This is a genomic window from Treponema denticola (assembly GCF_024181405.1).
GTDB lineage: Bacteria > Spirochaetota > Spirochaetia > Treponematales > Treponemataceae > Treponema_B > Treponema_B denticola_D.
In genome coordinates this window covers 437,178-457,648 of record NZ_CP051302.1, presented here as the reverse complement: position 1 = coordinate 457,648, position 20,471 = coordinate 437,178, and the positions used below count along the sequence as shown (strand labels likewise).

The 20,471-nt window shown below is 39.5% G+C and carries 20 protein-coding genes; 6 read left to right on the top strand and 14 right to left on the bottom strand.

Annotated elements, in window-relative coordinates; genetic code table 11:
• Window position 1: 1 nt before the first annotated feature.
• Window positions 2-865: an FAD synthetase family protein gene (locus tag HGJ18_RS02115; RefSeq protein WP_366793564.1), complete on the bottom strand. Its 864-nt coding sequence runs from the start codon at window positions 863-865 to the stop codon at window positions 2-4.
• 145 nt (window positions 866-1,010) lie between these two features.
• Between HGJ18_RS02115 and HGJ18_RS02110 the strand changes: the two genes are divergently transcribed.
• Window positions 1,011-2,582: an NAD-dependent epimerase/dehydratase family protein gene (locus tag HGJ18_RS02110; protein WP_253697458.1), complete on the top strand. Its 1,572-nt coding sequence runs from the start codon at window positions 1,011-1,013 to the stop codon at window positions 2,580-2,582.
• Between the two features lie 34 nt (window positions 2,583-2,616).
• Here the strand turns inward: HGJ18_RS02110 and HGJ18_RS02105 are convergent, their stop codons facing one another.
• The 10 genes from HGJ18_RS02105 to glmS all read right to left on the bottom strand — a co-directional run bounded on the left by HGJ18_RS02105 (window position 2,617) and on the right by glmS (window position 10,934).
• On the bottom strand, window positions 2,617-3,549 hold the full coding sequence (locus HGJ18_RS02105; protein WP_253697457.1) for a magnesium transporter CorA family protein: 933 nt from the start codon (window positions 3,547-3,549) through the stop codon (window positions 2,617-2,619).
• 80 nt (window positions 3,550-3,629) lie between these two features.
• Entirely contained in the window at window positions 3,630-4,976 is a 1,347-nt protein-coding gene (locus tag HGJ18_RS02100; RefSeq protein ID WP_253697455.1) for a CCA tRNA nucleotidyltransferase, read from the bottom strand.
• 51 nt (window positions 4,977-5,027) lie between these two features.
• Window positions 5,028-5,903 (bottom strand): Rpn family recombination-promoting nuclease/putative transposase, encoded by an 876-nt coding sequence (locus tag HGJ18_RS02095; RefSeq protein ID WP_253697454.1) that lies wholly within the window; start codon window positions 5,901-5,903, stop codon window positions 5,028-5,030.
• Between the two features lie 191 nt (window positions 5,904-6,094).
• Window positions 6,095-6,943, bottom strand: a complete 849-nt coding sequence (locus HGJ18_RS02090; RefSeq protein ID WP_366793311.1) for a hypothetical protein — start codon at window positions 6,941-6,943, stop codon at window positions 6,095-6,097.
• A gap of 98 nt (window positions 6,944-7,041) precedes the next feature.
• Complete coding sequence (locus HGJ18_RS02085; protein WP_002670499.1) at window positions 7,042-7,482, bottom strand: Hsp20/alpha crystallin family protein; 441 nt, start codon at window positions 7,480-7,482, stop codon at window positions 7,042-7,044.
• A gap of 272 nt (window positions 7,483-7,754) precedes the next feature.
• A complete protein-coding gene (gene rnc / locus HGJ18_RS02080; protein WP_253697452.1) occupies window positions 7,755-8,495 on the bottom strand; it encodes a ribonuclease III in 741 nt (246 codons plus the stop codon).
• Window positions 8,496-8,518: 23 nt separating this feature from the next.
• Window positions 8,519-8,755, bottom strand: coding sequence for an acyl carrier protein (gene acpP, locus HGJ18_RS02075; RefSeq protein WP_002670497.1), 237 nt, complete (start codon window positions 8,753-8,755; stop codon window positions 8,519-8,521).
• A gap of 12 nt (window positions 8,756-8,767) precedes the next feature.
• Window positions 8,768-8,956 carry a 50S ribosomal protein L32 gene (rpmF, locus tag HGJ18_RS02070; protein ID WP_002670496.1) on the bottom strand — a complete coding sequence of 63 codons (189 nt, stop codon included), beginning with the start codon at window positions 8,954-8,956 and terminating at the stop codon, window positions 8,768-8,770.
• 146 nt (window positions 8,957-9,102) lie between these two features.
• The gene (gene glmL / locus HGJ18_RS02065) at window positions 9,103-10,482 is read right to left on the bottom strand and encodes a methylaspartate mutase accessory protein GlmL (RefSeq protein ID WP_002677491.1); all 1,380 of its coding nucleotides are present in this window, start codon (window positions 10,480-10,482) and stop codon (window positions 9,103-9,105) included.
• A gap of 32 nt (window positions 10,483-10,514) precedes the next feature.
• Window positions 10,515-10,934 (bottom strand): methylaspartate mutase subunit S, encoded by a 420-nt coding sequence (gene glmS, locus HGJ18_RS02060; protein WP_002670492.1) that lies wholly within the window; start codon window positions 10,932-10,934, stop codon window positions 10,515-10,517.
• A gap of 127 nt (window positions 10,935-11,061) precedes the next feature.
• On the opposite strand from glmS, the gene HGJ18_RS02055 reads away from it, so the two are divergent.
• Genes HGJ18_RS02055 through HGJ18_RS02040 form a run of 4 tightly spaced genes read left to right on the top strand, consistent with a single transcriptional unit; the run spans window position 11,062 to window position 15,162 of the window.
• Window positions 11,062-11,310, top strand: a complete 249-nt coding sequence (locus HGJ18_RS02055; protein ID WP_002671854.1) for a hypothetical protein — start codon at window positions 11,062-11,064, stop codon at window positions 11,308-11,310.
• Complete coding sequence (locus HGJ18_RS02050; RefSeq protein ID WP_253697451.1) at window positions 11,300-12,274, top strand: TRAP transporter TatT component family protein; 975 nt, start codon at window positions 11,300-11,302, stop codon at window positions 12,272-12,274. Before HGJ18_RS02055 ends, HGJ18_RS02050 begins: the two co-directional genes overlap by 11 nt.
• Window positions 12,271-13,299: a TRAP transporter substrate-binding protein DctP gene (gene dctP / locus HGJ18_RS02045; protein ID WP_253697450.1), complete on the top strand. Its 1,029-nt coding sequence runs from the start codon at window positions 12,271-12,273 to the stop codon at window positions 13,297-13,299. Before HGJ18_RS02050 ends, dctP begins: the two co-directional genes overlap by 4 nt.
• 15 nt (window positions 13,300-13,314) lie before the next feature.
• Window positions 13,315-15,162: a TRAP transporter large permease subunit gene (locus tag HGJ18_RS02040; RefSeq protein ID WP_253697449.1), complete on the top strand. Its 1,848-nt coding sequence runs from the start codon at window positions 13,315-13,317 to the stop codon at window positions 15,160-15,162.
• On the opposite strand, the gene HGJ18_RS02035 is transcribed toward HGJ18_RS02040, so the two are convergent.
• The 3 genes from HGJ18_RS02035 to HGJ18_RS02025 all read right to left on the bottom strand — a co-directional run bounded on the left by HGJ18_RS02035 (window position 15,159) and on the right by HGJ18_RS02025 (window position 19,286).
• The gene (locus HGJ18_RS02035; protein ID WP_253697448.1) at window positions 15,159-15,587 is read right to left on the bottom strand and encodes a hypothetical protein; all 429 of its coding nucleotides are present in this window, start codon (window positions 15,585-15,587) and stop codon (window positions 15,159-15,161) included. The two genes, HGJ18_RS02040 and HGJ18_RS02035, sit on opposite strands and share 4 nt — an antisense overlap.
• Before the next feature lie 95 nt (window positions 15,588-15,682).
• The gene (gene xseA, locus HGJ18_RS02030) at window positions 15,683-16,879 is read right to left on the bottom strand and encodes an exodeoxyribonuclease VII large subunit (RefSeq protein WP_253697447.1); all 1,197 of its coding nucleotides are present in this window, start codon (window positions 16,877-16,879) and stop codon (window positions 15,683-15,685) included.
• A 1-nt stretch (window position 16,880) separates the two neighbouring features.
• A complete protein-coding gene (locus HGJ18_RS02025) occupies window positions 16,881-19,286 on the bottom strand; it encodes a Lon protease family protein (RefSeq protein WP_253697445.1) in 2,406 nt (801 codons plus the stop codon).
• A 34-nt stretch (window positions 19,287-19,320) separates the two neighbouring features.
• Between HGJ18_RS02025 and HGJ18_RS02020 the strand changes: the two genes are divergently transcribed.
• A complete protein-coding gene (locus HGJ18_RS02020; RefSeq protein WP_253697444.1) occupies window positions 19,321-20,418 on the top strand; it encodes a hypothetical protein in 1,098 nt (365 codons plus the stop codon).
• The last annotated feature ends 53 nt before the right edge of the window (window positions 20,419-20,471 follow it).

Genomic DNA, 20,471 nt, shown 5'->3' with positions numbered 1-20,471 from the left:
CTTACTCCTTACAAATAAATTCTATAGTGTCAAAATTATTAAGGTCTTTTAGATCAAAAGCTTTTGAATCCTTTTCAGGAAAACCCAAGAGCAGCCCGTCGTCATTTATAAGACAATGAGCTTCTTGTTCTTGTCTGTCTGTTTTTTGAACTAAGACCCTATATTTCCCGCTCTGCGGAAGAATCTGCGATATATATGCCTTGGGAGCAAAAATGGTGTTTTTGTCCTTTACCTCCCACGGCAAACTTACGAAATCAAATAAAAAAGGATAACCCAAAAGCTCTTTTGCAAGGGAAAAATCCCCTAAACGTACAGCCTCCCTGATAGCACTGGAGCTAATCTTAAGGGAACCTCGATTCACGGGATCGATGGAATCAAAGCAAAAGCCTTTCTGAGGGGCGATTTCTTTTAAATCGTCGACCCCCAATCCTCGGCGATATCCGCAGAAAAAATCACTGCCTACAGCCAAATACTTCATACGGATAGTCTTTATAAGAATATCAAAGAACGCAGTTCCTTCTATTTTAGCAAAACTTGCGGAAAAGTCAATAAGTACAATGAAATGAAAACCTAATTCCTGAAACTTTTTTAATCTTAGCCTGAGCGATGAAACATCGCCCGAATAAGCCTTATTTTTTACTGCTGCCGGCGAGCGGAAAAAAGTAACAAGCCCCGGAACAAGGGTATTTTCGGCTGCATAGGTCAACACCTGCCGTAAAAGCTTATCATGGCCTTTATGGGGGCCGTCAAAACCGCCCACACTAATCGCTGTTTCTTTTCCTTCGGGGAAAAAATCCGAACCCGTTAAAACGATCTGAGCTGCTTCAACAAGCTCTTCCCACGAAATTATCTTAAAATCATCCATTACTACAGAGCGGATTATATCTTTTTTTCTATTTTGTTTCAAGAGGAGGACTTATACTTATTCCCGCTTTTGGGCTTAGATTGGAGTTTGAATATTTTTCTTGATTCCTATTGCAAAAGTCAAAAAAGTTTTATACTATAGACATATGAAAAAGACTATTTTAATTACCGGAGCTTCAGGCTCCATGGGCTCTGAAGTTTTAAAACAAATTGCCGAAACCGGAAAACACGATATTACCGTAATTTTACGGGAAAAAAAAGCCAATATACGTTTAGCTAAATCTTTGCAAAAAAAATATCCTGATATTTTAAAAATTATTTTCGGAGACTTATCAATCTTTGCCGACTGCGAAAGAGCCGTCGAAAATGCCGATTATATAATCCATTGTGCTGCGATAATTCCTCCCGTAATAGACCATAATCCAGATGCAGGCTATAAATCAAACTTTTTAGGCACCTTAAATTTGATAAATGCCGTAAAAAAACAACCCCAAAAAGACAGAATAAAATTCATTCATATAGGAACTGTCGCCCAATACGGAAACAGAACCTTTAAACACCCATGGATAAGAACCGGGGACCCTTTAATAGGTTCTGCCTTTGACTTTTACGGGGCCACTAAGATTATGGCCGAGCGTGAAGTAATAGAATCGGGCTTAAAGTATTGGGTTTCTTTAAGGCAGTCGGGAGTTTTATACGATGATATTATGCTTAAAAACATGGATGACGGACTTATGTTCCACACAGGCTGGAATACTCCGATAGAATGGGCAACAGCCCGCACCTCAGGCCTCATGCTTAAAAACCTCATCGAAAAAGATACAGGCGGCACCTTGCCCGAAGATTTTTGGAAGAGGGTCTACAATATAGGAAACGGAAAAGAAGCACGGGTTACCGGTTATGAAACCCTAGACCGAGGCTTTAAACTTATGGGCAGATCGGCAAAGGAAATTTTTAAGCCCCACTGGAATGCGGCCCGCAACTTTCACTGCGGCTGGTTCTATGATTCCCGTATTTTAAATGATTATCTTGACTTTCAATATGAAGGCTTTGAGGACTTTTTTAAAAAACTCGATAAAAAGTTTTGGTATTTTAAGCTGGGAAAACCATTTCCGCGTCTTATCAGAAAATTTGCCATAGAACCTCTTTTAAAAACAAGCAATGCTCCTCTTTATTGGATTAAGCACAATTTTGAAGGCAGAATAAAGGCTTTTTTCGGCTCGAAAGAAGACTTTGAAAAAATCCCTCAAAACTGGAAAGAATACAAGCTTTTATCGGAAAACAAAAATCCGAAAACGGGAGAAATGCTGAACTATTCCGAATTAAAAGACGAAAAAAAAGCCGCTTCTTTTTTGCTGAATCACGGCTATGACGAATCCAAAAAAGAAAACGAACTCGATATAAGCGATGTACGTGAGGCTGCCCGTTTTAGAGGCGGCGAATGCTTAAGCACCGAAATGAAAAAGGGAGACCTCTACACTCCGCTTGAATGGAGCTGTTCTTACGGCCACAAATTTAAAGCGAGCCCCTTCCTCGTTCTAAAAACAGGGCACTGGTGTCCCGAATGTGCATGTCCCCCATGGAATTTTGATGAACAGACAAAGAATGTCCCTTTTTATGCACAAATTTGGTATGACGATCACAGCTCCGATGAAAACAATTTTTATGATAAGGACTGTTTTAGGGATATTTTAGCTTCTAATTCTGCAATCTCCTGAAACGGTTTTTATAAAAAGCCGCGGGCTGTCCGTTTTATATCAGTTTTTTCTTTTTAAACCAGCAAAGTCCTAAAACAACGATGGCAATACTCAGTATTATAACCGTAATATAGCCGTACTTCCATGAAAGCTCGGGCATGTGGGTAAAGTTCATACCGTACCAGCCCGCTACAAGAGTCAGAGGAAGAAAGATTGTAGTTACAACCGTAAAGATTTTCATAATCTTATTGAGGTGCAGGTCCAGCTGAGCTTGATAGGATTCCCGTAACTGATTTGAATACTCCCTTAAAATACGGATGTTTGCTCCATAACGCTCTACCCTTTTGGAAAGCAGATTTATGATTGTCAACTCTTCTTCGGTAAAAATTTCGTTTTCGTTTTCGGCCAGCTCCTGGCAAAAATCTTCCAATTGATCATAATAGCTAAATAGGGTTAAAAGCTCGTTGTTTATATTCGAAAGCTCCGATTCAAAGTTACTGTCTTCTTCTATTTTTTCCCAAACCCGCATTTCCAGCTCGGATATTTTTTTTCTAAAACGGTAATAGACGCCGGCATGGGACTTGATAAGCTCTTTAAAAAAACGGTTAAGAATACGCGGAATATTTCTTTCACGAACTATAGTTTGCTGTAAGGCAGCTTCAAAAGCTTTTTGAGCGGAGTAATCCTTGTCGATAATTTCTATGGCCAAAAAAAGATTTTTCGATATATAAAGCCCTATCGTATCGCGGTCTTTAAAAATGTTTTCCATTTCGACTATATTTATAACGCCGAAACTGTAGTCTTCCCAAACACCCAGGGTATTTTGTTGGGAAAAATCGCTGCATTGCTCGATAAAAAGAGGATCTAGGCCTAAAAGCCCTTGAAGCTCGATGAGTTCTTTAAATTTTATATAGCCCGCAACAGGTCCCGTTATTTTTTCGGTCCGAGGATCAATCGGTGTCAATTCTGCATCTAATTTTACAAACATAGCTTAGCCTATCATATTTTTTATATTATGGGAACCTCTAAAAACTTCAGTTTTTTGAGGTTTTCCTTAATATCAATAATTTAACTCAAATTGGAATTTATTGCAGCCGCAATTTTTAAAAGTTGGGCTTTGGTATTTTGTGAAGGGTCTTCAAGAACAGCTTCAAATAGCTTTTGTAAGATTATGCCGAGCTTAGGCCCTGCAGGAATTCCGATTTCCATCAGTTCTCTGCCGCCGACGGCCAGATCTTTTAAGCTAAGAGCAGAATCTTCGGCTATGACTTTTTCAAGCCTCTTTTTAAAGGCCGCCAAATTGCTTAAATCGGGAGCCTGTCCCGTCATGCCGAAACCGTCGGCCCTTCTTAAATCGAAGAGATTCGGAATATTTTCTACACCGGCTCTGACTATAAAGCGGCGGACGGCGGCATCGGTCCAATCTTCCGTATAATGAAACATGTGAAGCCCCACAAGATGAGAAACCTCTTCAATTTCCTTATTCGGGAATTTTAAACGCTGCATTATCTTTTTGGTAAGTTTTTCCGAAACCGCCTCATGCTTATAAAAGGTATAATCGCTGTATTCATTTTTTTCCCTAGTACTTACCTTTCCTATATCGTGGAAAAGGGCAGCCAATCTCACAATCAAATTATCTTGCGGAGCGGCATCACAGCTTAAAAAGCTGTGGTCAAGCACATCGAAGGAGTGCATTCCTTTTTGCTCGACCCCGCGGCAATCCGAAAGCTCGGGCAAAAAGATTTTTAAAAGCCCTGTATCCTCCAAGAGCCTTAAAGAAATTATGGGATGCTCACTTAAAAGCATTTTAACGAATTCGTCCCGAAACCTTTCTATCGAAACTTTTTTGCAAACTTCAATACTTAAAGGAATTGCTTTTAAGGTTTCTTCTTCTATCTTAAAGCCCAGCTGTGAAGCAAAGCGGATTGCCCTGATAGGCCTCAAACCGTCTTCTCCAAAGCGGTCAAGGGGAGAACCGACGGTCTTAATGGTTTTTGATTTTATTGATTTTACGCCCTCAAAAGGGTCTACAATGGAGCCGTCCTTTAAAGAAACTGCTATTGCATTCATAGTGAAGTCTCTGCGGCTCAAATCTTCTTCGATTGAACGGACGTAATTAATCTTCTGAGGCCTTCGGCCGTCGGAATAATCAGCCTCGCAGCGGAAGGTGGTACATTCTATTTTTTCGCCCTTGTAAAGAATAGTAACCGTACCGTGGGCTATCCCTGTAGGAATAGTCTTACGGAAAAGGGCTTGAACTTCCTTGGGTTCGGCATCGGTAGCTATATCGTAATCCTTGCACGGTTTTCCTAAAAACCAGTCCCGCACAGCTCCGCCCACAAGGTAGGCCGAAAAACCGGCATTGAAAAAAACGGAAGCGATTTCACTCATTTTTTTTGAAACAGGATAGCGCATAGGAATAAAGTTTACACAAAAATTTAGGACCTGTCTATAGGCGTTTTTAAGCTACAGCGCTTCTATTTTTTCTCGGCTCAAGCCTGTACCTTCAGCTATTTTATCAATATCAACACCAAGTCTCTTAAAAGAGACAGCCACTTCCACTTTTGCTTGATATAAGCCTTCGGCTCGGCCTTCTGCTAAACCGGCAGACCGGCCTTCGGCCAAGCCCTCTCTTCTAGCTTCACTGCGTTCATCTTCCACATACATCCGGTATTTTTCATCAGAGAGTTCTATTGCCATTCGCCTCTCTTCATCCGTTACCCTAAAGAGTGTTGCTTCTGCCATTTTTATACCCTCCTCTAATTTACACAATTCTTCCAACATTCCGCTTTTTTTGTCTTCTTCATAGTTGGCTAAAAATCTTATCCAAAAGTCTTTTAAGCTATACTCTTCCAATCTCTTTTTCATAGTATAAACTATTAGCTCGTTTAATTCAACATAAAGATATTGAATTATCGAGCTCTCAGACATCTTTACAAGCTCTGCGTTTTTAGGAACATCGCAGCCAAAAACGGAAAGACTTATAGCGTACAAAAAATCGTCTTCCCTGGGCTCCGTCTTTAAAAAGCGGGAAGCGAGGCGCATGAGGTACATTTGACTTCTGCGAGTATAGTTTGTTTTCCAAAACTGCTGCATTTCAAGGTCTACAATAAGGCCGTTGTCGGTTCTAATCAAAAAATCGAGGCGGTATGTTTCTCCCGAAGGCCTATCGCGGATAAGCTCGGTGTTTATGATTTCTGCCTTATTGATTTTACCGTAAGAATCTTCCAAAAAGGCGTTTAGAAAACTTATAAGAGCCTTGTTGCCTTCTTCGCCTTTGGAAAACATCAGCTTAAAAACCCAATCGGTTTTGGGGTTTAAAATAGTTTGTTCATTTGACATAACTTTTCTCCTTAAAACAGCAAATTATCCTTGCCTGTCTTCACATAATTATAGGGTTATAAGCTGAATAAATAGTAAAATTTTGAAAAAAAATTGTTTATTTTATAGCGACGGGATTATAGAAAAGTTTTTAAGAACTTAAATTTTTACATTTTATTTATTTTTTTTGAAACAGGATAGCGCATAGGAATTCACTCATACATCGAAGGAACTAAAAGGTTAAATTCCAAGATTGTCTTAGCACCGGATATTGTGATTCTATATATACCCCTTTTCAACCTTTTGGTAAAATTTACTTTGGAAAGATCTATGTTTTTTATACAAGAGACATCATCTACATAGATTTTTTTTCCTCCGTATTCGGGAAAAATTTGAATGAACTTTTTCTGAAAAACATCTTTATCGATTTTTTTGATCTGAAAAACCGGAATCGAAAGGATTAGATTTTCTTTTTGAAACAACAAGATGTTTAGATCCAAATTTGCAGCAGAATATTTGCGTATTTCGGAAGCCTCATTTAAAAGACTTCGAGAGCCTTTTTTTAGGCTTTTTTCCAAAAGACCGCCTTTTTTATTCTCCAAAAGGACAGCCCTATGCTCAATAAAAAGAGAAATTAAAAGATGGTTTGATTCGGAATTTACTCCTGCGGGTGAAAAAAACGGGATCGGCTTTTTTGTCAGTGCCTCTTGAGAGGCCGATTCCAAATAGCCTTCAGCCTGAGTCTTATAAAATTCTTCGATAACCGCATTCGGAAGGATATTTTTTACGGTTTCAGAAAAAACTTGAGGAGGCAGAATCGATGAGCATAAAACAAAGAGGTATGACAGGTTTCCGTCGGTTTGAATATAGGCGTCAATAACCACAGCTCTGGCTTCTACGCAGGCCAAAGAAATCCTCATACGCAATACAGCGCCTTGCTCGCTCATAAAATTCTCTTGTACGGCAAAAAATTTTAGGCCGTAAAGAAATTCCCTGCGCAACAGCGAATTGGTTAAAACCGAGGAGTTGGAATTTTCATATTGTCTATATACGGAAACCATCGATAATTTTATCGGCAGTTTTTACACAAAGCATTATAAAAAAACTGCGCCCTGCCCTAAGGCAAGACGCAGGTAAGCTGGTGAACAGAGGTAGTTTTTTATGCAGTTTTGATTTCTATTTGTTTTGGCTGGGTATCAGGTTTTCTCGGAATATTTACAACCAAAACACCGTTTTCAAATTTTGCAGAAACTTCATCGGAGTTTATATCCTCAGGCAAGGTAAAACGCCTCATAAAATGCCTTGAACTTCGCTCCTTTATAATGTACTCTGCTCCCTTATCTTCCTTTTCTTCTTTTTTGGAAGATGAGATTGTCATAAGCCTATCTTTTAAGCTGATTTCAACATCTTTTTCGCTGTAACCCGGAAGATCTACTTCCATAACATAGGCTTTTTCGGTTTCGCGGATATCGACACTCGGCATTCCGCAGCTTGCATTCTTGATCGGAGCAAAAACTCCAAAATTGGGACCCAAGCTCCTATCAAGGGCATCAAATACGCTGTCCGTAAAAGACGGACTAAAAAGACTTAAACTATTCATAAAGCACCTCCTGCTTATAAGTTACTATTTCAAGCTCAATGAGCGGCTCTGTGAGTCGGCTCTTTAAGCTGTCACTTATATACAAGCAATTTATATGCCAATCTATAAAAAAAGAGGCGGTTTTTGACACAATTTTATAATTTTATATTGGATATAGAATTATAAAATCGAAATAATTAAAATAAACAGATTTTTGATTTTTAAACACAGAAATATATAAGTAAAATCGTAACAAAAAGCACTATTGTGCCAAAATTTCATTTTAAATAGAGTTATTTTGACACAGTAGACTCTGAACACAGGTTTTCATAGGCCACTTTTGCTACAGACTGTTCAGCTTCTTTTTTTGTTTTACCTGAAAGAGGTCCATAAACCTTACCGTTTATTGAAACCGAGAACCAAAAAGTACGGTCATGGTCGGGTCCGCTAGCCTTTTTAAGCTCATACTTGGGAACCGTTTTAAATTTCTTTTGTACCAATTCCTGAAGGAGGGATTTATAGTCGCTTATAAACTTCTTTTCCAGGACTGAATGGATGGTAGATTCCAAAAGTTTTAGAACAAATTTTTGAGCTGTTTTAAAACCCGAATCAAGATAGTAGGCACCGATAACGGCTTCAAGGGCATCGGCAAGGATGGCCTTTTTCTCTCTTCCGCCGGACATTTCTTCACCCCTTCCTAAAACCAAGTAATTACTTATATTCAGTTTAGAAGCAGTCTTTGAAAGAGCATCTTCGGAAACAGCGGAAGCCTTTATCTTTGCTAGCTCTCCCTCCGGCCTGTCTTCAAAAGACTTATAAAGATAGGAAGCAGCGACAAGTCCGAGTACGGAGTCCCCCAAAAACTCGAGGCGTTCATTATTTGCGTGGAAATTATTATGTTCGTTGGAAAAAGATCTGTGATGGAAAGCAAGATCAAGCAAGCGTAAATCTTTAAACTTCAATCCCGCTTGCTTTTGGAACTCAAGGAGCTCCTGCTTCCTCTTGGGCTCAAGACCGCTTTTTATCGGAAACAAAGAGCTGCTCCTTAAAACAAAACTTATTTTTGCTGCGATTTGATAAATTCATAGGCGTCGCGGACAGTTTCAAACTCATTAGCTTTTTCGTCCGGGATCTTAATACCCATATCTTCTTCGAGAGCATAAACAAGTTCATAGGTGTCAAGACTATCGGCACCTAAATCTTGTCGGAATGAAGAATCCAATGTAACCTTGTCTTCATCGATTTCCAACTTTGCTGCAATTAATTGCTGAATCTTTTTGAATAAATCATCCATAAACTATCTCCTTTAGTCTAATTTATCGGGGTTAATAACCTGCTTGCCTTTATAAAACCCGCATTTGGGGCATACATGATGAGGCATAATCAAATTACCGCATCCGGAACACTCAACAAGATTTGGCGCTTGTAAACGCATATTAACACCGCGTCGGCGTCTTGTTCTAGCTTTTGATGTATTCGCTCTTGGTACAGCCATACTCAATCCTCCACTACAAAATATCTAAAATTAAAAAAGCGTATCTGCCGCACCATTATGCGGCCTTACCATACATTTAAGGGTTCATACTACACTAAAATGCATAAAAAGTCAATACAAAATTGAAAAGATGATAAAATATTGGTTTATACCAGATGTTTTTTCATTATCCTTATAGCCATATCGGGATCTTCGGTGGCCAAAAGTCCCATAGCCGATAGTATATACTCCTTATCAAGAAGGAACTGGGGATTTTTAGGTTTTAAGCTAAAAGGATCATCCTCGCGGAATTTGCAGGCCTCCATAATTTCCTTATAATTGGGATTATAAACCAAAATTCCGCCCGTCCCTATTATATAACTCAGCCGGGTTAAATCCTTTCCTTCTTGCTGAAAGCTGGCACCGCAGCCCGTATAGACAGGTGTCAAAACCCCTACGTGACGGCCCATAGAAACATCGGCACAAACCTTGGCAACGGCACAATCAAAGGCAAGGTCTTTTGCGTTTTCAGAAATAAAATCGGTGTGCTCATTTCTTTTTTTAACTTCTTCTTCAATATTGTACTTATACTCTTTTGAAAGATAATGGCGAAGCCCATGGGGACCTTGAACATCAGCAACTGTCGGAAGGGAGTAGCGCATACCGAGGTCGCCTTCCACTGTGCGCTTTAAAAAAGCTTCAGGGAGACCGTACAAAAAGACAGAGCCTTGAGTCGGATCTCCTTCAGCAGCAGAATGAACGTCGGTTGTAGCCCCGCCTATGTCCAAGATAACGAGATCTCCTAAACCGGCTTCATTGTCAGTACCCTCAGACAGGGTTTGGGCTGCCTTTAGGACGGCAGCAGGAGTCGGCATCAGGATATTATCTATATTGTTTTCTACATGGGTCATACCCTTTGCATGCACAATATTATTCATAAAGATGCTGCGGATTGTTTCGCGGGCACTTTCAACATTGAGCTTGTTTATCTTCGGCATTACGTTCTCGGCCAGATGAAAATCTACCTTATCTTTGAAGATTTCGATTATTTCGTCTTCGGCGCTCTTGTTTCCTGCAACAACGACAGGAACCCGTACTCCGTAATCGGCAAGCATCTTTGCATTGTGGATTATACAGCGCGAATCGCCGCCGTTTGTACCTCCGGCCAATAGGATTATATCCGCATTTGAGTTTACGATCGCTTCAGCTTCACTCTTGTTGAGATTGTGGCTGTAAGTGTGAATTACCTTGGCTCCGGCACCTAGGGCCGCCCGTTTTGCTGCCTCGCTTGTAAGTTCAGGCACAAGGCCGATGGCAATTATCTTTAAGCCCCCTGCTGCGGAGGAGCAGGCAAGGCTTTTTACCACCGTATAATCCGTTCCGGTTTTTTTGTGCAGAAGCTCAAGGGCATTATTATAGCCTATCATAACATCGGTTTCAACAGTCGTATAGGCCTTTGCCGTACCGATTATGTCTTCTTTTTCGATATCCACAAGGGTTATCTTTGTGTTCGTGCTTCCAAAGTCAACAAATAAATAACAGTTCATTTTAAGTAAATCTTAAAGTTCGATCTTAAACCCTATGCATGATCCGGAAAGTCGGCATGTAAATCTTTAATAGTCGTTTCAACCGGTGTTCCCGGCGGATAAACGTGATCAAAACCCATTGCGGTAAAACGTTTATGTACCTCATCAAAATTTTGTTTTCCTACAACTATGTTTCCGCCGACAAAAAGCTTAATACCTTTTAAGCCTGCTTCATCGCATTTTTCGCGTAAACCTTTACAGTCCAGCTCTCCTTGACCGTAAAGAGAAGATACTAAAATCGCATCCGCATTCGTTTCAAGGGCAGCATTTATAAAGTCTTCTTGGGGACTCAAAACGCCTATATTGGTTACTTCAAAACCGGCTTCGGTTAAAGAGTAATCCAAAATTTTATTACCGACAGCATGACAATCAGAGCCTATTACGCCCAGTACAAGTTTAATTTTTCTTGCCATATTCCGCCTCCTAAAAAATTTATCGTGTTGAGGCCTAGTCTATTCTTAAAATGAAGATGTGTCAAGTACACTAAAAAGGCAAAGAGTACTTCTTGTAAAAAGTATCAAAATCGAGTATATTGTCTCTATGTCAGAAACCACAGACTGGGAAATAAAAAAATTTAACGAACTCTTTGATGACGAAATAAGGGTTTTGACCAGAAGAAGGGAAAATTCCAAAGATTGCTCCATCGAAGACCTGCAAGGCACCTTAGATGCTCTATATATATTGGAAGGAAACAATATTGGCGGCCGCAGCAAGGTACATGAAATAGCTCTTTCCGCTTCAATTGCAGCCTACGAAAAATTTATAGAGGACTGGAAAAATGAAAAATAAGATTATCTTTACCCTCGTCATTATTATCGGCCTGATTTTTTCTTCTTGTTCGATAAAAAAAATGGCCTATAATTCGGCAGCCAATGCAATGGCTCCTCTTCCCGAAAAAAAAATAAAACCGGATCCAGATGCCCCGAATCCCATTACGGCTTTAACCGGAGAAGATGATGTAGAACTAGTCGGAGAGGTTTTTCCCGTTATTTTAAAGCTCTATGAGGGAATGCATATTGCAGACCCTGCACATAGGGGGCTTGCCATAATGACAGGCGAACTTTATATAATGTATTCGAATGTATTTGTAGAAGGTCCTGCCAATTATCTTTCAGATAACGAGTACGATAAAAAAGACAAGGCTTTTAATAGAGCTAAAAAGTTTTATAAAAGAGGTTATAACAAAATTCTTTCAGCCTTGGACACGGCCTATCCGGGATTTACCGAAGCTATAAACTCCGATAATGAGGAAAAAATAGAAACAATGCTTAAAAAATGCAAGCCCTATGACACGGAAGCTCTGCATTGGGCAGGCGCAGGTATTTTAGCTGCATTTTCCCTTGATCCCTTGGATGTTCAATGTTTACAAACAGTTCAAGGAGCAAGGCTTATGCTCGAAAAGGTTTGCAGCCTTGATCCCGGCTATTCTGACGGGGCAACATGGGAAATTTTAACAAAATTCTATGCATCCGCACCAGACAGCCTGGGCGGTAATATTGAAAAGGCCGAAAAGGCCTATAAAAAAACTCTTGAGCTCTCTCAAGGAAAAAGTCCTTCAATATATGTAACCTATGCCCTCTCTTTTTGTGTACCTAAGCAGGACAGTAAGGGATTTGATGAAGCAATAGAAAAAGCTTTGGCAGTCAATCCCGAATCTGATCCGGATAATAAGCTGGTCATCAGCATTTCACAAAGATATGCGGAATGGCTAAAAGAAAATAAAGACATGTTTATATTGGGAGATATAGAATGAAGAAAAAATTATTGTTTGCTTTTTTTGTACTTGTAATGGTTTCAGGCATCTTTGCTCAACAGAAGATTGTTTTAAAGATTGCAAGCAGTGCCCCGGCTAGGACTCCTTGGGATATTGAATTAAAAAAGCTGGCCCAAGAGTGGAACAAGATAACAAAGGGTCTTGTAAGCGTCAGGTTTATGGATATGACTGTGCTCGGAGGAGAAAAAGCAGGGGTTGTAAAGATGAAGCCTTCACGTCCCGGACAAAGGCCGCAAATAGACGGAGCCATATTAAGTCCGGTAGGCTTAAATGAACTTGCACCTAATGCTAAAATTTTCACCCTTTCCCTCCCCTTCTTAATACAGAATCAAGAAGAACTTGATCTGGTTTTAAGCGAATACGGATATGCCTTTGAAAACGAAATACAAAAAAACGGATGCAAGCTTATAACATGGTCCAATGTAGGATGGCTTTCATTTTATACAAAGGATTCATATTCAACCCTTAACGAATTAAAAAAGATAAAAATGCTATGCTCAAACGACACAAAGGACTTTACCGATGTGCTAAAAATTTCAGGTTTTAATGTACTACCCGTAGACCCTGCAAAATTCACTCAAGAATTAAAGGCTTCGGCAGGAGCAAGGAGCTTCGCATCGGTTTCTATTCTTGCTTATACGCTAAGGCTGTACAAGGACGTATCCTACATGCTTGATGCCCGTATATGCCCTATAATGGCAGGCTTTGTTATGTCGGATGAATCTTGGGCACTTATCCCTGATCAGTATAAACCTGCAATGCTGGAAGCAATGAATAAAACAACAAAAAATCTAAATGCAGCCCTTGAGGATATGGAAAGGGAATATGTGAAAGAAATGAAGCAAGGCGGTATAAAAATAATAAGCCTTAACTCTCAACAAAAAAAGGAATGGACAAAAGAATTCCAGGAAGATATGAAAAGAGTTCAAAAAACACTTCCTAATATCATCAATGCGGAAATATACGAAAAAATAACAAAACAACTTGAAGCATACCGAAAATAAGTATATTATATTGAAATGAAAAAGTTGGTTAATGGTTTTATTTTAGCTCTTGCGGCAGTACTTATTGTACTGCCTTTTGTAAGCCATATACTTGCAAGTTTAGGTGGAAATAGTTTAGAGTATGAGCGGTTGATTGTTCAGCTGGCCTTTGTTTTTGCCTGTCTTGCAGGTCTTATCACAACAATAGAAAAAAAACAACTGAATATAGAAGTTTTTACTTCCAAATTGAATAAAAAGTATCAATCAATTATACATGGTACTTTATCCTGTGTAGATATAGCAGTCCTTACAGCGGTATTTTTCTCCGTATTTCCAAACTACAATATGCTCTCTTCAGAAGATCATGTTTTGTATATTCCGATAAAAATTTTCTTCTCAGCACTCCCTCCGATGTACCTGATAATGCTTGCATTGGAAATAAAGAGAAACAAGTGCATAGTTTCAAGCATAGCAGGTATTTTAATAGGACTTCTAATAAGTACGGGCTCTATTTTGGGACTCTTAAATTTGGTATTCGGTTCATGGTACCCTGAAATAAACGATTCGGGTCTTGCAGTTCTTTTAAGCGGTATTTCCGCTTCCGTGCAAATTTTTTCTGAAAATGCTATTTGGCTGATTGTATTAATTTTTACCGTATTCAGCCTTTTCGGTATGCCGCTTTATATTGTACTCTCAGGTCTGGCATATTTTGCCTTTATGACCACCGGAGGCTATGTAGAGAGCATCCCCATGGAAACCTATAATATCTTAACGGATACCTCCATAGCTGCAATCCCGCTGTTTACGATTGCAGGCTATCTTTTGGCAGTAGGAAGTGCCGGAAAAAGGCTCTTGGATTTTGTCAAAAGCTCTGTCGGCTGTATAAGAGGCGGGGTTGTAATTTCAGCAGTATTGGTTGCAACTTTTTTTACAACCTTCACGGGAGCATCTGGAGTAACCATATTAGCCTTGGGAGGGATTTTAAGCGTAATTTTGACAGGCTCGGGCTATTCGGAAGATGATTCGGAAGCCCTTATAACGGCATCAGGTTCCATAGGTCTCTTATTGCCTCCAAGTTTGGCTGTTATAGTCTATGGAGCAACTAACTTTATGACCGTAAACATATTTGACCTTTTTAAGGGGTCTGTCCTTCCGGGAGTTCTATTGGCCTTGTCGATGATGACCATAGGAATCATAAAGGATAAAAAATCAAAAAGAATCAGGTTTTCAAGGGAGGCTCTTGCTCAAAGTTTTAAAGCAGGTCTTTTAGAGCTTCTTCTTCCCATGTTAATAGTGATTGTATATTTTGGAGGCTATTTTACCCTTTTTGAAACCGCAGCCTTTACGGTTTTATATTCGTTTGTGCTGGAAGTTTTAATAAGAAAGGACTTGAGCATAAAAAAAGCTATCGATGTTATTTTGCAAAGTATACCGGTCGCAGGAGGGGTGCTCGTAATAATAGGAGCCGCAAAGGGGCTTGCCCTCTTTTTAGTTTATGCAGGAATTCCCCAAATGCTTTCGGACCTTGCAATCACCTTTGTAGGCTCAAAGGTTTTATTTTTACTGCTGTTAAACATTGTGCTGTTGATAGTAGGCTGTATCATGGATTTATATTCGGCTATCCTGGTAGTATCGCCCCTTATAATTCCTGTTGCCGAAAGCTTCGGTATACATCCGGTACATACCGGAGTAATATTTTTAACTAACCTGGCTCTCGGCTTTTTGACACCGCCTATCGGAATGAACCTTTTTATAGCAAGTTATACATTTAAAAAGCCAGTAATAAAAATAGTAAAGAGCATATTGCCCTATCTGGCAGTTCAATTTGTTATATTGCTTTTAATTACGTACATTCCGTGGTTCAGCACTGTTTTTGTAGATTAAACCCGGCTCTTATATTTTACGGCTATTATTGCACCCAAAATCATCAAGTGTCTTGAAAGCTGAGAAAGATAATTTAACACGGACATTGTGCTTGTAAAGATATTGCCGTTGATAGGGCCGATAATATCGATTAAGACAATATTTACAATCCATAAGATCATAAAAACAAGCAAAATTACATTGGTTAAACGAATCTCTCTGGAAAAAAACTCTACAATCAAAAATACGCCGGCAATAAGTTCGGCTACAGCCAATGTGATTATAATAATCGTTGTTATTGTCTGGCTTCTAAAGACGGCATCCAAAAGAGCAATAGTCTGGCCTAATTCTCCTGCAGTTGAGCGGATTAAACCTAAAACACCTGCAACAATCAAAAAGAAAGCCAAAGCAATCTGAAGCACAACAAGACCTACAGTTCTTTTCATAAGAACCTCCCATAAAGTAAAAAATAGGATCTGTAAAACAGTCCTTCTTATTGTATCGGAATAAGGGGCTGCTTGCTATAGAGCAAAATCCGATTTTAACCGCTTGCCCTTTTTACCTCAGCCTCTATAGTTCCCTTTGAAGGCTGAATTAACAGAGTCTCTCCTTCTTTAACTTGGGAAAAGGAGCGGATAGTTTTACCTGTTTGGGCATTGCGGACAATGGAGTATCCCCTATCCAAAATACCCTGAGGGTTTGCCCCTTCCAAAATCTTGTTTAAAACTAAAAGTCTTTGCCTAAGATCCTTACATCGCTCCTGCATACCGGATAGGATTTCTTCCTTTGCATTGTCGAATCTTGCAAGAAGGGGCTGCTGAATGTTTCTAAAGCGCAGTTCCAAGGAATCGGGCTTAAAATTATTTAACATGAGCCTTATTTTTTCGATGCGGTTTTCAATATTTTGTGTAAGGTCTTCCCGATTTACGGCTATGGAGTACATAATATCGTTTAAGATTGGAGCGGCCAGCTCTGCAGCGGCGGATGGGGTGGGAGCCCTCATGTCGGCTGCAAAATCGGAGAGAGCCCAATCTATTTCGTGGCCTACAGCCGAAATCACAGGAGTTTTGCAGGCAGCTATTGCCCTGACAAGATCTTCATCCGAAAATGGAAGGAGGTCTTCCAAAGAGCCGCCTCCCCTTCCTATTATGATAAGGTCGCCTAAGTTTTTTTCGTCGGCAATTTTTAACTGTCTGATTAAGACAGGTGCAGCCTCTTCCCCCTGAACGATTGCAGGAAGAACAACTATGCCTATTTTTTCGTTCCGTCTTTTTACTACATTTATAATATCCCGAACGGCAGCTCCCGTGGGACTTGTAATTACGGCAATTCGTTTCGGAAAATAAGGCAAAGGTTTCTTTCTTTCAGAATCAAAAAGCCCCTCTGCGGCAAGTTTTTTCTTGCGTTCTTCCAGCATTTTTAAGATATTTCCCTCGCCTGCAAGGCTCATCTCTTCTATTATAATCTGATAGGAACCGCGCTGCTCATATACCGAAATTGCCCCTTCAGCTTTTACGGTCATCCCGTCCTTGGGCACAAAGCTTAAAGAGCGGGTCTTTCCCTTAAACATTACAGCTTGAATCGAGGCCTTTTCATCTTTTAAAGTAAAATAAAGATGTCCCGCGGCCGAAGGACGGAAGTTGGAAATTTCTCCTTCAATCGAGACATATCCGAAGCCTGATTCCAAAAGCTCTTTTATCTGTAAAGTAATTTCATAAACGGAATAAGTTTGTGCCATCTTAATCTTTCCTCAAAGAAATCTCGTTAACCTTTTTGTAAAACTCTTCAAGTCTTTGAGAAATCATCCATGTGTAAACTTCTTCTTGAAGACCCGATAAAAGTTTTATACCCTCACCTATAGTCTTGATTGTCCAAATATTAAACTTACCTTCATTTACGGCTTTCTTAACCTCCTTAGATAAAAACAAATTGTTTTTATTGCTGACCGGAATCATAACGCCCTGAGTTCCGGTAAAGCCCAGTATTTTACACGTATTAAAAAAGCCTTCTATCTTTTCGGTTATGCCGCCGACAGGCTGCACCATACCGTGCTGGTTTAAACTTCCCGTAACGGCTATATCCTGCCTCATTTCAAAACCGCCTATTGCAGAAATAAGGGCCAAGAATTCGGCACAGGAAGCGGAGTCTCCGTCAATGTAGCTGTAGGACTGCTCAAAACAAATACTTGCAGAAATTGAAAGAGGAATATCCTTCGAAAATTTTTCCCGTAAAAGAGAGGTTATTATAAGGTGTGCCTTATCGTAGATTTCGCCCGAAAGGCCGGCTTCTCTTTCTATATTTATAATTCCGCCTGTACCTGGCGAAGCTTGGGCCGTAACAGAAACCGGTACACCGAAGGAATGATAACCCCGTTCCTCTACAGCGAGGCCGTTTATTTTTGCAAGTTTTCTGCCCGATACATCTATCAGTATTTCTCCCAAATGAACCATCTCGGCAAATTTTTCTTCAGGCAGCGAATGAAGATAACGTCTTTTTTCGATTGTGCCGTTTAATACGGCTGCACAAATGGTATCCTTTTTTTGCTGTTTTGCATTAAAATCGGCTTCGATGATAAGGTCGGAAATTTTAGTAAATTGAGCCGTAAGCAGATGGCGGGAACCGGCAAGCTCCGAAGCATAGGAAATTAAGCGGCTGTATCCCGAATCATCGAAGTTAAGAGCTTTTTTTTCTTTACAAAGATACTCGGTCAAATGAATCAGGGAAGCTATATTTTTATCGTTTTTTTGCATAACCGAATCGAATTCCGCACAAACTTTAAAGAGTTTATAAAAGTCCGGATCTTCCTGATAAAGAATATCGTAGGTGTATTCTCCTCCGATTATGATTATCTTAAAATTTGCAGGAAGAGCTTCGGGCTTAAAAACACTAGGACTATGGTTCCCGGAAGGAGGTATCTGCACTTCGATTTTTCCCGACTGCAAAACTCTTTTTAAATAAGACCACGAATCGTCCTCTTCAAGTAAATCGTGTAAACGCACTATAAGATACCCGCCGAAGGCTCTGTGGACTGCCCCCTCTCTTATGCGTAGGTGTCCGTTAATTTCGGGAGCATCCGAATCGGAATGAGATTCGATCGTGCCGAACAAATTTGTAAAACTCGGCAGGTTTTCATTTATTACATAATTTTTATCCTTATTGTTTTCGCAAATAAGATTGATAAGATAGCGCCCGAAAAAATTTTTCTTTATTCTCGAAGATTTAAATTCTGAACTATAGATATTCATTCTGCTGATTAGATCTTCTTCGGCCTTTTTTAAGAATAAAAGAATCGTTTTATTATCTTCAATTTGTTTCGGGTTATCGGATTTTGCTGTATAGGAATCTACCAGCTTTCTTAAAGGATCGAGGGCTTCTTTAATTATCGGCATAACGGAATCTTTTTGATGCTTTATCAGTTTTTCATCCATTTCAATTCTTTTATCCCGCAAAATAGAAAAAAGCTCGGACATTTCATCGAGAGATGCATAGTATTTTTCTCGTAAGGCTGCGAGTTCTTGTTCACTGAATTTTTTCCGGGCAGCCTTGGATTGAAGCTCGCTAAAGGATATTTCCTTTCCCTTTATGATAGGAATTAAATCCAATGATTGGTTGTTTTCATCCTTTATCTGCAATACCTTAAAACCGGCATGAAGCATCTTGGATTCAAATTCCATCAAAAGAAGATTTTCTTCATTGTCGGTTTTAGTAACAATTTTTTTCTGCTCGGCTAAAAAGCCCTCCGACTTTAAAAGGGCCAGAGTCTGTGTATGAATATGCCCTACGGCTTTTTTTATCTTTTTGCGGAAAAGCCTTCCTTCACCGGCAGGGAAAAAAAGGGCTATGGGTTCAATCGGGCGGCTAAAGTTGTAAGCATAGGCTATATCTTGAAGTTTTGCAAAATTTGGTTTATAATTCTGCAAGAGAGATGATATAACGGTTCTTCGGCCTGTTCCGGGTGCACCCATAACAAAAATGTTATAGCCTTCACCCTCGATACCGAGGCCCAGTTCAATAGCCTTAAGAGCACGGTCTTGACCTACTATGGTTGAATCGGCTCCGTTATTTTTTAATTCCCGAATCTTGGATTCGGGAAAAGAAAATTCCAGTTCATCAAGGTTTAATTTTTCTGCAGCACCGTCTGTCATGTAAGCTCCTTAAAATCGTACTTGTGAGGATTCTATGTCTGATTTTTTTGTCAGCGAAATACTTGTTTTAATTTTGTTGATTTTACCCTTAATTCGTCCGTTCTCAAAAGCTCTTAAAACAGCTGACGCAATTCCGCTTTTACCCCTTGCCTCTTTAATCGTCTTAATTCTTTCAATCATCGGCCAAGGTCTAATCTTTTCGCTAATCCCCACAGCACTGATAGTAATAATCTGTATTATAACAGAATTTTCAAGATTTGTAATGTTTTTAAGGCAAGTTCCTAATAATTTTTACACAATTCCTTCGATTTTGTTAAGAATTTTCGTCCTTATCCTGCTGAGCGGAGCTTTTTTTGCAGCTTTTTATTTTTCGCCTGAAAGAGAATATCCCGTTTTTACATCTCTTGCCGAAAAAGAGAGGGTTTCTTTTATTGCCGATGAAAAAGAAAAAACGGCCGGAGTTTACTATAAACCGGAAACTTGCCGGAACGAAAGAGAAGCAATTATAATAGTTCCGCCATTTCCAAATGAAGATGCCGGAACCTTCGACCGCTATCTTTTAAATGAAGGGTATAAGATTGCAAGCCTATCCCTTCCTAAAAAGACGGGATATAAATACAAGCTGAAAAATTCCGAAATCTTTTTTTCCGTTTTTGATTCCGTGTTTAATACAAAGACAGCAGAGGCATCAAAAAACGCCGATAATGAAAACTTAGGTACAAGTCTATCCTCTCTTATTCGATTTTTTTGGGATACGGAACTCTTTTTAATAGGAGAAGGAGATCAAGTTCAAGACCTTTTAGACTACTATAACAAAAATCCGAATGCCTTTTCGGGTGCTTTTTTTATAATTTCCGAAGGCTCTCCTCTTCCTCATGGCTTAAAGGAAGGTACATACACTGTTTTAAACGAAAAAGATTTAAAGTTTTCGGAAAACATCGCCCTTTTTCCTATTTGTTTTTTTATTCAATCAGAGGAAAGTTTAACCGGCTTCGGAGACATAAGAGGAAACGACATTTTTGCAAGCCTCTTACTCGGATCTTCAAGAGATTTAGGCAGGCAGGACCGAGTCAACACAATAAAGGCCTTTGAAAAATGGTTAAACTTAAGGGCAAGCCGTACAATAAAGTAATTTAAATTTTACTTATAAAGATATAATGACGATAATTTTTCTTGAGGTGGTTT

Bases quoted from the DNA above. Each gene is read 5' to 3' on its own strand.
- HGJ18_RS02115 (WP_366793564.1), bottom strand. From the start codon at position 865: ATGGATGATTTTAAGATAATTTCGTGGGAAGAGCTTGTTGAAGCAGCT.
- HGJ18_RS02110 (WP_253697458.1), top strand. From the start codon at position 1,011: ATGAAAAAGACTATTTTAATTACCGGAGCTTCAGGCTCCATGGGCTCT.
- HGJ18_RS02105 (WP_253697457.1), bottom strand. From the start codon at position 3,549: ATGTTTGTAAAATTAGATGCAGAATTGACACCGATTGATCCTCGGACC.
- HGJ18_RS02100 (WP_253697455.1), bottom strand. From the start codon at position 4,976: ATGCGCTATCCTGTTTCAAAAAAAATGAGTGAAATCGCTTCCGTTTTT.
- HGJ18_RS02095 (WP_253697454.1), bottom strand. From the start codon at position 5,903: ATGTCAAATGAACAAACTATTTTAAACCCCAAAACCGATTGGGTTTTT.
- HGJ18_RS02090 (WP_366793311.1), bottom strand. From the start codon at position 6,943: ATGGTTTCCGTATATAGACAATATGAAAATTCCAACTCCTCGGTTTTA.
- HGJ18_RS02085 (WP_002670499.1), bottom strand. From the start codon at position 7,482: ATGAATAGTTTAAGTCTTTTTAGTCCGTCTTTTACGGACAGCGTATTT.
- acpP (WP_002670497.1), bottom strand. From the start codon at position 8,755: ATGGATGATTTATTCAAAAAGATTCAGCAATTAATTGCAGCAAAGTTG.
- rpmF (WP_002670496.1), bottom strand. From the start codon at position 8,956: ATGGCTGTACCAAGAGCGAATACATCAAAAGCTAGAACAAGACGCCGA.
- glmL (WP_002677491.1), bottom strand. From the start codon at position 10,482: ATGAACTGTTATTTATTTGTTGACTTTGGAAGCACGAACACAAAGATA.
- glmS (WP_002670492.1), bottom strand. From the start codon at position 10,934: ATGGCAAGAAAAATTAAACTTGTACTGGGCGTAATAGGCTCTGATTGT.
- HGJ18_RS02055 (WP_002671854.1), top strand. From the start codon at position 11,062: ATGTCAGAAACCACAGACTGGGAAATAAAAAAATTTAACGAACTCTTT.
- HGJ18_RS02050 (WP_253697451.1), top strand. From the start codon at position 11,300: ATGAAAAATAAGATTATCTTTACCCTCGTCATTATTATCGGCCTGATT.
- dctP (WP_253697450.1), top strand. From the start codon at position 12,271: ATGAAGAAAAAATTATTGTTTGCTTTTTTTGTACTTGTAATGGTTTCA.
- HGJ18_RS02040 (WP_253697449.1), top strand. From the start codon at position 13,315: ATGAAAAAGTTGGTTAATGGTTTTATTTTAGCTCTTGCGGCAGTACTT.
- HGJ18_RS02035 (WP_253697448.1), bottom strand. From the start codon at position 15,587: ATGAAAAGAACTGTAGGTCTTGTTGTGCTTCAGATTGCTTTGGCTTTC.
- xseA (WP_253697447.1), bottom strand. From the start codon at position 16,879: ATGGCACAAACTTATTCCGTTTATGAAATTACTTTACAGATAAAAGAG.
- HGJ18_RS02025 (WP_253697445.1), bottom strand. From the start codon at position 19,286: ATGACAGACGGTGCTGCAGAAAAATTAAACCTTGATGAACTGGAATTT.
- HGJ18_RS02020 (WP_253697444.1), top strand. From the start codon at position 19,321: ATGTCTGATTTTTTTGTCAGCGAAATACTTGTTTTAATTTTGTTGATT.